The organism is Sulfurovum sp. bin170 (assembly GCF_010892395.1).
In the GTDB taxonomy this organism is placed as follows: domain Bacteria; phylum Campylobacterota; class Campylobacteria; order Campylobacterales; family Sulfurovaceae; genus UBA1140.
Genome location: NZ_JAACKB010000004.1, coordinates 1 through 8994 on the forward strand (window position 1 = coordinate 1; position 8994 = coordinate 8994).

Genomic DNA, 8994 nt, shown 5'->3' on the forward strand with positions numbered 1-8994 from the left:
GGAAGTGGTATTGGGATAGAATCAGACCCTTATGCTGTTGTTGTAAGAGGTGGAGGTGGTTTAGATATTAGACAGGGAATATCTGGAGCATCAACTGATAATGATGGAACAGATGGCATAAGCTTTAGGGCAGTTACACCATACTTATATTAATAAATGGAGAGATTAAGCTCTCTCTTTTTTAACTAAGAGTAAAATACTCCTAATTAATTATCAAAGGATTTCAACCATGATGGGAATACCACAACCAGCATTTTATATATTTAAGTGTCAACAGTCAGCACCTCCAGGGATGCCAAAACCAAGCTGTGTCAGCCAAACCAATCCAGAGTCACAACAACTCATGCAACATCTCTCGCAATCACTCATGATGAAAGGGATTATTGCAACGGTTTCACCGATTCAGACCTCTTGTCTCAATCGTTGTCAGCAAGGACCAGTTATTTTGGTAGAACCAGGGCATACGATGTATGTTGAGTTGACCAAAGAGAAGATAGATAGAATTATTGATGAGCATATTATCGGTGGAAATGTTGTCTCTGAGTATGTGATTAATGATATGGATTGGGGAGAGCCTATCCCTCCTGATTCTATGATTCGATAATATATCGGTGCGATGGCAATGAATTAGCGAGGCTGAAGCCATCGTTTCCTTATATGCAATCTGCATTTTCGGAATCGGCGTGTTTACACCCGAACTAGTTGGTTCAAAAAAAAGCTTATTTCATTGCCATTGAATATATCGGTGCGATGGCAATCGCACCCTACGAGCGGCTTTTTTTCTCCTCAATTCCTGATGTTCCGAATCTTTTTTCTAACTCTTGTTTGACTCTATCAGGCGTAATATCTCTATATCCCAATCCAACTAGTGTATGATAGAGCAAATCAGCAGATTCATAAATTACCTGTTCATCACTCTCTTTGTCTATCGCTACACAGACTTCATCTGCCTCTTCACGAATTTTTGAGAGCATTAACTCTTTATCGGCTAGTAATTTTTTAGTCCAAGACTTCTCTGTAGTAGAGCTGTTTTTTCTCTCTAAAATAGTGTGGTATAGTGTATCGACTACACCATAGATACTATCTGTATCTATCTCCTGTTCTAGTATCACTTTCTCTTGTAGTACAGAGGTAAAGAAACAGCTTTTGGTTCCTGTATGACAGGCGACACCATTTTGTTTGATTTTGAGTACGACTGTGTCGGCATCACAATCAAGGAGTATATCTTTTATCTCTTGGGTGTGGTTTGAGCTTTCGCCTTTTTTCCAAAGTCGTTGTCGGCTTCGGCTAAAATAGTGTGCGTAACCTGTGCTTAGGGTTAGGTTGTATGCCTCTTCGTTCATGTAGGCTAACATTAGGACTTGACCTGTCTCATGGTCTTGGGCTAGTGCTGGGATTAGGGGGTTTTTTTGCCAATTGATTTGCATTGTATGGTTCTCCGTAGGGTGCGATTGCTATCGCACCAAATAAAAATTGAACTCGCTCCCATCGCTCCTGCGTGGGAGTGTATATGAGAGTTGTGAGTTCAATTTGATTGTAGTTCTCGTATTCATTCCCACCGAGGACGGATGGGAACGAGGTGAAAATTTAAATATTCAATAGGTGCGATAGCAATCGCACCCTACCATTATTGTTCTGCTGAAATTGCTTTCTGCTCTTTACCTTTGGCATCAACCCAAATATTGGGTACTGCTCCACCAGGGGTTAAGAAAATTTGGGCATCTTTGTTAACTCTAAGTGCTTCATTAAAGTGCATTTGAGTCTTAATCTGCTCTAGTTGAAGTAGTTGAGGTGTAAGTGAAGCTGAGATAAGACTATTGGCTTTTGCCTGCTCCTCTGCCTCAATTCTAATCTTATCAGCTTGACCTTGTGCTACGATTCTGTTTCTTTCAGCCTCACCTCTTGCAATCTCTGCATTTCTTTGAGCCTCTTGTTTGGCTTTCTCTTTTTGCTGTTCAGCAATATTGACATTCTGCTTCTCTGCTTGGAGTTGTTCAATTTTCTCTCGAATCTTGGCAGGAAGAACAATGTTTCTAAGCTCAACGGCTGAGAGGACTACAGGCTGGTCACCCAGTGCATCTATCTTCTGTGCTACTTTGGTTTGAATCGCCGTTGCTATCTCGTTTCTCATCTCAGGAAGTTTTTCAGCTGTATATTGACCTACTACATCCCTTACCACCTCTCTTACTTTTGAGTTGATAATCTTCTCTTCCCAACTTGAACCCCACTTTTCGATGGTTTTTGGAGCTGTCTCTGCTCGAAGTTGATACTGAACAGCAATATCTATATTGACCGTTAGACCTCTTTTGTCTAGTACTTGGATAGCAGGGTTTCTTTTGAGTCCACCTTCAAACCCACCTTTGCTAAGAGCAGAGGAGTAGTCATCTCCAATCGTGGAGCTAGCCTGATTGCTATAAGTGATAAGTCTCATTCTAGTGTTCACAGGGATGATTCTCTCCAAGATAGGGATATAGAAGTGAAGACCTGCGTTGAGTGGTGTCTCATTAAATTTACCTGTTCTTACTTTAATCCCAACCTCACCAGAGTTGATAATGGTAAATGGTTTTAGGAAAACGAGAGCGGCTATTATGGCTAGAACGATAAAGAGCCATGATGGAGCCTGTCTTCCTCCACCACCATTGCCACCACTGGGTGTTTTTTTCATATTAGGTGTTTTGTTATTGTTTCCACCACCACTACTTGGTTGTTTCTTTTTAAAATAGTCATTCATATCTGCTGGCATTGTCTCTCCTTAGTTTATATATGTTAGATGTTGGATATAGTCAGGGTTTTTACCTGCTACCACATCAAAATAGGCTGATTGTAATTTTTCTGTAATCTCTCCACGACACCCTTTTCCAATAATCCGTGCATCAACTTCACGAATAGGGGTCACTTCGGCTGCTGTTCCTGTGAAGAACGCCTCATCAGAGATATAAATCTCCTCTCTAGTGATTCGTCGTCTAATCACTTTGATTCCCATATCATTAGCAAGGTCTATAATAGTCTGTTGGGTAATAGATTCCAAAGAGTTATCATTTGGTGGTGAAATTAGAACGCCATCTCTCACTATGAAGAAACAAGCACCACTCGCCTCTGCGATATAGCCTTGGTCATCTCGTAAAAGTGCCTCATCATATCCTGCCTCTACGGCTTCAAACTTTGCCATTTGAGAGTTGAGGTAGTTGGCTACGGCTTTTGCTTTTCCCATTCCAGAGGTGTTTGGTGTTCTGGTCATTGATGCTATCTTTACTCTAACACCTTTGTTTAGCCCCTCCTCACCTAGATAAGCTCCCCACTCCCAAGCAGAGATAGAGACCTCTACTGGTGCAGCTTTATGATAGAGTCCCATAACTCCGTAACCAAGATATACCAGTGGTCTAATGTAAGCACCATCAAATAGCTCATTATCTTGCAATAGTTTTATCTGTGCCTCATTTAGCTCCTCTATAGTATAAGGTACATCTAGTAGCGTCATCTTTGCAGAGTTTAAAAGCCTCTGCGTATGCTCTTGTAATTTAAAGATAGCACATCGTCCATCTACTGTCTTGTAGGCTTTTGTACCCTCTATCGCACCATTTCCATAGTGTAGTGTGTGGGTGAGTACATGAACCTTGGCATTATCCCAAGGTGTCATCTCACCATTCATCCATATATATTTTGCTTTATTCATCTTCTGTTTTGCTCCGTGCATATTTGGGGGGATTTTAGCTAAATTAGGGTTAGAAATTGTTTACTACTGCTTATATTAAAATTTTACAATTAATCGTAAAGTGTTTTATGATGTTTCTATCTGTACCTTTTCAGACTAACTTGGAGTAGAATTTTTAAATTTATTTTTTAAAATTTCAGTAGAAGTTTGTTCACCTATTCCCACTAAATGGGGCTTTAAGCCTATAAATAAACCCATTAATAGTGTTTTGCTAATTGATACTAATCAAGTATTTCACAATATTTTTTATGATATTATCAATTTGTGGTTATGTTTTTATTGCTCCACTAGGTCAATAGCTAAGCAACTATTTGCTGTGTGGGGTAATACCTAAACGATAACAGACAAACTAATTTTAGGAGGAAGAAGTATGGCTTTGAATAGAAGAGATTTTCTAAAAAGTGCAGCGGCAGCATCTGCTGCATCTGCAGTTGGAATTGCTGTTCCGTCAAATCTACAAGCGTCAGCGAATGAGGCTCAAAAAGATTGGAGATGGGATAAAGCAGCATGTAGGTTCTGTGGAACTGGTTGTGGTATTATGATGGCAACTAAGGGTGGCAAGATTGTTGCTGTTAAGGGTGACCCAGCAGCACCAGTAAACAGAGGTCTTAACTGTATTAAGGGTTACTTTAATGCGAAGATTATGTATGGTGCGGATAGACTTAAGCAACCACTGCTAAGACAAAATGCAAAAGGTGAGTATGATAAACAAGGTCAATTTAAACCTGTATCATGGGAAAGAGCTTTTGATGAGATGGAAAAACACGCAAAGAAGGCACTAAAACATGCTGGTCCTGAGGGTGTTGCTGTATTTGCATCAGGTCAATACACAGTTATGGAAGGTGTAGCAGCTCAAAAAATGATGAAAGCTGGATTCCGTTCAAACGCAATTGACCCAAATGCTAGACACTGTATGGCTTCTGCTGTTGTTGGTTTCTATCAAACATTTGGTGTTGATGAACCAGCGGGATGTTATGATGATATTGAGCTTACAGATACTGTTATCTCGTGGGGTGCGAATATGGCAGAGATGCACCCAATTCTCTGGTCTCGTGTAACTGACAGAAAACTTTCAGACCCAGAGAGAGTAAAAATTATCTCTATCCAAACTTATACACACAGAACATCTGATATTGCTGATACAGAGATTCTATTCTCTCCAAGTACTGACTTGGCTCTTTGGAACTATGTTGCAAGAGAAATCGTAATGAGAGACGAAAAAGAGAAGTGTATCGATTGGGATTTTGTTAATAAGCATATGGTATTTACAGCAGGTCCTGTTAATATCGGTTATGGTATGAGACGAGCGGGTGAGAAGTCAATCAAAGAGGGTAAATATACTGACCTTGAGATGGAAATCATCAACAAAGAGATGAAGACAATCGTTTCTGCTAAAGAAGCACCAGCATTGGCTCCTTATGGATACAAAGAGGGTGATGAGATGAAGCATACAGCTGGTACGCTTAAGCACTGGCATATCTCTTATGAGGATTACAAAAAATCTCTGGAGCCATATACATTGGAGTATACAGCTAAGATTGTAAAAGGTGACCCAGATGAGGATATCGAAGTATTCAAAAAGAAACTTCAACAACTAGCAGACCTCTATATTGAAAAAGATAGAAAAGTTGTAAGTTTCTGGACAATGGGTATGAATCAACATACAAGAGGTACTTGGGTAAATACACTTTCGTACAATGTTCACTTCCTACTTAACAAACAAGCTAAGCCAGGTAACGGTGCGTTCTCATTGACAGGTCAGCCAAGTGCGTGTGGTACAGCTAGAGAAGTTGGTACATTTACACACAGACTTCCTGCGGATATGATGGTTAAGAATCCTAAACACAGAGCGATTTGTGAGAAAAAATGGATGATTCCAGATGGAACTCTTAATGGCGTTGGTAAACAGCACATTATGAAAATTCACAGAGACATCGAAGATGGACTTGTTAAGTTTGCATGGATTAATGTCTGTAACCCTTATCAAGATTCTGCGTCAGCTACTCACTGGATTAAAGCAGCTAGAGAGATGGATAACTTTATCGTATGTTCTGATGGTTACCCAGGTATCTCGGCAATGGTTTCTGACCTTGTACTTCCAACCGCGATGATTTATGAGAAGTGGGGAGCATATGGAAATGCAGAGAGAAGAACACAGCACTGGAGACAGCAGGTACTTCCAGTTGGTGACTCTATGTCAGATACATGGCAGTGGATTGAGTTCTCAAAAAGATTTACAGTCAAAGACCTTTGGGGTGAAAAAGCTCCATCAGGACCAAGAAAAAAACCACTTGCAGATGTAATTGGTAAAGCAAAAGCGATGGGTTATACAGAAGATACAACAATGTTTGATATTCTTTTCAATAACAAAGTAGCTCACACTTATAAAAAAGATATGACTGACCCTATCCAGAAAGGTTACGATGATACTGAGTCTCTTGGAGATAGCAGAAAAGTAATCGGTTCAGATGGTAAAGAGTGGAAAGGTTATGGATTCTTCATCCACAAATATCTGTTTGAAGAGTACGCAGCGTTTACAAGAGGACATGGACATGACCTTGCTCCGTTTGATATGTATCATAAGGTTAGAGGACTTAAGTGGCCAGTTGTTGATGGTAAAGAGACACAGTGGAGATTTAACGCAAAATATGACCCATATGCAGCGAAAGCTACAAAAGAGTCAGGTAACTCACACGCGTTCTACGGAACATTGGCGAAAAAACTTCTCCAAGGTAACCTAATGGGTCCAGATAAGAAGCTTGGTAAAAAAGCTCTTCCAAATAGAGCAAAAATCTTTGCTAGACCATATATGGATCCACCAGAGATGCCAGATGCAAATTATGACCTATGGTTATGTACAGGTCGTGTACTAGAGCATTGGCATTCAGGTACTATGACAATGAGAGTTCCAGAGCTATATAGAGCGGTTCCTGAAGCACTATGTTATATGAATCCAAAAGATGCTAAGGCAAAAGGTCTTAAGCAGGGTGGTTTATGTTGGATTGAGTCAAGAAGAGGTAAAGTAAAAGCTAGAGTTGAGACTAGAGGGCGAAATAGACCTGCTAGAGGACTTGTGTTTGTACCTTGGTTTGATGAGAAAGTGTTTATCAACAAAGTATGTCTTGATGCTACTTGTCCGATGTCTAAACAGACTGACTACAAAAAGTGTGCAGTTAAGATTACTAAGGCGTAAATAGATGGCTAACTCCAACAACAACGATAGACGGAAATTTTTCGCAACAACCCTTCAAAGTGTTGGCTTAACGGCTCTTGGTGGATTGTTGTGGAGTGGCTATGCAGATGAGGTAAAAGCATCACCATTGGTACTGCGACCCCCTGGGGCGATTAAGGAGTCTGACTTCTTGACTGCCTGTATAAAATGTGGGTTGTGTGCTGAGGCGTGTCAAAACAGAGATACCAATATAGATAAGATAACAGGAGAAGCAAAAGCAGGAACACTGAAAATGGCAAAAGGTGGTGACCATAAGTTGATTGGTACACCATTTTTTATCCCTACAGAGGTTCCGTGCTATATGTGCGAGGATATTCCTTGTGTTCCTGTCTGTCCATCTGGAGCTTTAGACCAAGCATCTGTCTCAAATGAGGCAGGTGAGCTTGATATTAATCTATCAAGAATGGGTCTAGCAGTCGTTCATAAAGAGTCATGTATCGCCTTTTGGGGGATTCAGTGCGATGCGTGTTATCGGGCATGTCCACTTTTGGGGGAGGCGATAACCATTGAGATGAGTAGAAATGAGCGAACAGGAAAACATACATTTATGTTGCCTATCGTTCATGATAACGCTTGTACTGGTTGTGGTCTTTGTGAGATTGCTTGTGTGACAGAGAAACCTGCTATATTTATACTTCCAAACGAGGTATCAAAAGGTAAAGCAGGTGACCATTATGTCAAAGGTTGGGATAAAGAAGACGAGAAGCGTATCGAGAATGCAGTAGCAGAAGAGACTATCACTGAACTTTCCAAAAAGGGAAGTGCAGAGGGTTACCTTAACTCAGGAGATTTATACTAATGAAAAATATTAAATATCTATTCCTTAGAAGAGTGACACAGGTTATTATTCTGTTTTTGTATTTTGGAGCAAACGCTTATGGTTGGAAGATGTTGGCTGGAACATTTGGATCCTCTGTTCTTATGGGAGCGATTCCTTTAGCAGACCCTTATACCACACTTCAAGTGTTGGCAACTGGGTTTGTTTTGGGTGCTGATGTGCTTTTGGGTGCGGCGATTATTATACTCTTCTATATGGTTGTAGGTGGAAGAGCTTTCTGTTCTTGGGTCTGTCCTATCAATATGGTGACAGATTTAGCCAATTGGCTAAGACGAAAGCTTAACCTTGACAAAGAAGAGGTCAACTACAGATTTATAAAACGAAATGCTCGGTATTGGATAATGATACTGGGTCTTATCGTCTCTGCTGTGGTTGGTATTGCTGCGTTTGAGGTATTGAGTCCTATAACTATTATGCAAAGAGGTATTATCTTTGGATTTGGTGCAGGGATTTCGGTGATTTTGGCTATCTTCCTCTTTGACCTCTTTGGGGTCAAAAATGGTTGGTGTGGTCACTTATGTCCTTTGGGTGCGAGTTATTCACTCATCGGAAAAACTAGTTTGATAAGGGTTGAGCATGACCATGAAGCTTGTACTGCTTGTATGAAGTGTAAGGTTGTGTGTCCTGAAAATCATGTGTTACATATGATAAACAAAGAGAGTATTATGGTGACAGATGGAGAGTGTACCAATTGTGGTAGATGTATCGATGTTTGTGATGATGATGCTCTCAACTTTAGCATTCGTAATTTTGCTAAAAAATCGTAGGGGTAGTCCTTTTTGGCTACCCTCCAAAACTGAGGCGATAGACGAAGCTTTAGTGAGATGAATTAGAGATGGGCTTTGCTCATTTCTAAGAAGAAATTTTTAATACAAAGGAGAGAAAATGATTAGAAAGAGTATTATAATTGCTTGTTCTATGGCTGCCCTAATTTCTTTGGGGTGTGCTGCTGGTGGAACAATAAGTAATGAGAGTTCAAAAGAGCTGAGTCTAAGAAAAGGTGACGCATTTTCAGAATCAGATATGGTTGCTGCAAAGACACAATATAGTGACAAAGCACCTGGAACATCTACCAGAATTGAGAGAGCGTTCCAAGATGCACCACCAATGATACCACACTCAGTAGAGGGTCTGCTTCCAATTACAACAGCAAACAACGCTTGTATAGGTTGTCACATGCCAGAGGTTGCAGTAGAAATGAAATCGACACCG

Annotated in this window: 7 protein-coding genes and 1 pseudogene; 5 read left to right on the top strand and 3 right to left on the bottom strand. The window is 40.4% G+C overall.

Translation table 11 applies throughout. The features are described from left to right. Positions 1 to 232: 232 nt before the first annotated feature. Positions 233 to 604, top strand: a complete 372-nt coding sequence (locus GSY74_RS00080; protein WP_164663077.1) for a ferredoxin — start codon at positions 233 to 235, stop codon at positions 602 to 604. 160 nt (positions 605 to 764) lie between these two features. On the opposite strand, the pseudogene hisIE reads toward GSY74_RS00080, so the two are convergent. The 3 genes and pseudogenes from hisIE to GSY74_RS00095 all read right to left on the bottom strand — a co-directional run. Next, a pseudogene (hisIE, locus tag GSY74_RS00085) lies at positions 765 to 1436 on the bottom strand (bifunctional phosphoribosyl-AMP cyclohydrolase/phosphoribosyl-ATP diphosphatase HisIE); the annotation flags it as partial. Positions 1437 to 1627: 191 nt separating this feature from the next. Then, a complete protein-coding gene (locus GSY74_RS00090) occupies positions 1628 to 2743 on the bottom strand; it encodes a prohibitin family protein (protein ID WP_164663072.1) in 1116 nt (371 codons plus the stop codon). 9 nt (positions 2744 to 2752) lie between these two features. After that, positions 2753 to 3673 (bottom strand): branched-chain amino acid transaminase, encoded by a 921-nt coding sequence (locus GSY74_RS00095; RefSeq protein ID WP_164663073.1) that lies wholly within the window; start codon positions 3671 to 3673, stop codon positions 2753 to 2755. Between the two features lie 409 nt (positions 3674 to 4082). Here GSY74_RS00095 and napA point away from each other — a divergent pair, with 409 nt between their 5' ends. The 4 genes from napA to GSY74_RS00115 all read left to right on the top strand — a co-directional run. Further along, a complete protein-coding gene (gene napA / locus GSY74_RS00100) occupies positions 4083 to 6905 on the top strand; it encodes a nitrate reductase catalytic subunit NapA (protein WP_164663074.1) in 2823 nt (940 codons plus the stop codon). A gap of 4 nt (positions 6906 to 6909) precedes the next feature. Beyond that, positions 6910 to 7743, top strand: coding sequence for a ferredoxin-type protein NapG (gene napG / locus GSY74_RS00105; RefSeq protein ID WP_164663075.1), 834 nt, complete (start codon positions 6910 to 6912; stop codon positions 7741 to 7743). Further along, positions 7743 to 8549 carry a quinol dehydrogenase ferredoxin subunit NapH gene (gene napH / locus GSY74_RS00110; RefSeq protein ID WP_164663076.1) on the top strand — a complete coding sequence of 269 codons (807 nt, stop codon included), beginning with the start codon at positions 7743 to 7745 and terminating at the stop codon, positions 8547 to 8549. Before napG ends, napH begins: the two co-directional genes overlap by 1 nt. A 118-nt stretch (positions 8550 to 8667) precedes the next feature. After that, positions 8668 to 8994: nitrate reductase cytochrome c-type subunit (locus tag GSY74_RS00115; protein ID WP_255494369.1), on the top strand; the 327-nt coding region annotated here is incomplete at its 3' end.

Bases quoted from the DNA above. Each gene is read 5' to 3' on its own strand.
- GSY74_RS00080 (WP_164663077.1), top strand. From the start codon at position 233: ATGGGAATACCACAACCAGCATTTTATATATTTAAGTGTCAACAGTCA.
- GSY74_RS00090 (WP_164663072.1), bottom strand. From the start codon at position 2,743: ATGCCAGCAGATATGAATGACTATTTTAAAAAGAAACAACCAAGTAGT.
- GSY74_RS00095 (WP_164663073.1), bottom strand. From the start codon at position 3,673: ATGAATAAAGCAAAATATATATGGATGAATGGTGAGATGACACCTTGG.
- napA (WP_164663074.1), top strand. From the start codon at position 4,083: ATGGCTTTGAATAGAAGAGATTTTCTAAAAAGTGCAGCGGCAGCATCT.
- napG (WP_164663075.1), top strand. From the start codon at position 6,910: ATGGCTAACTCCAACAACAACGATAGACGGAAATTTTTCGCAACAACC.
- napH (WP_164663076.1), top strand. From the start codon at position 7,743: ATGAAAAATATTAAATATCTATTCCTTAGAAGAGTGACACAGGTTATT.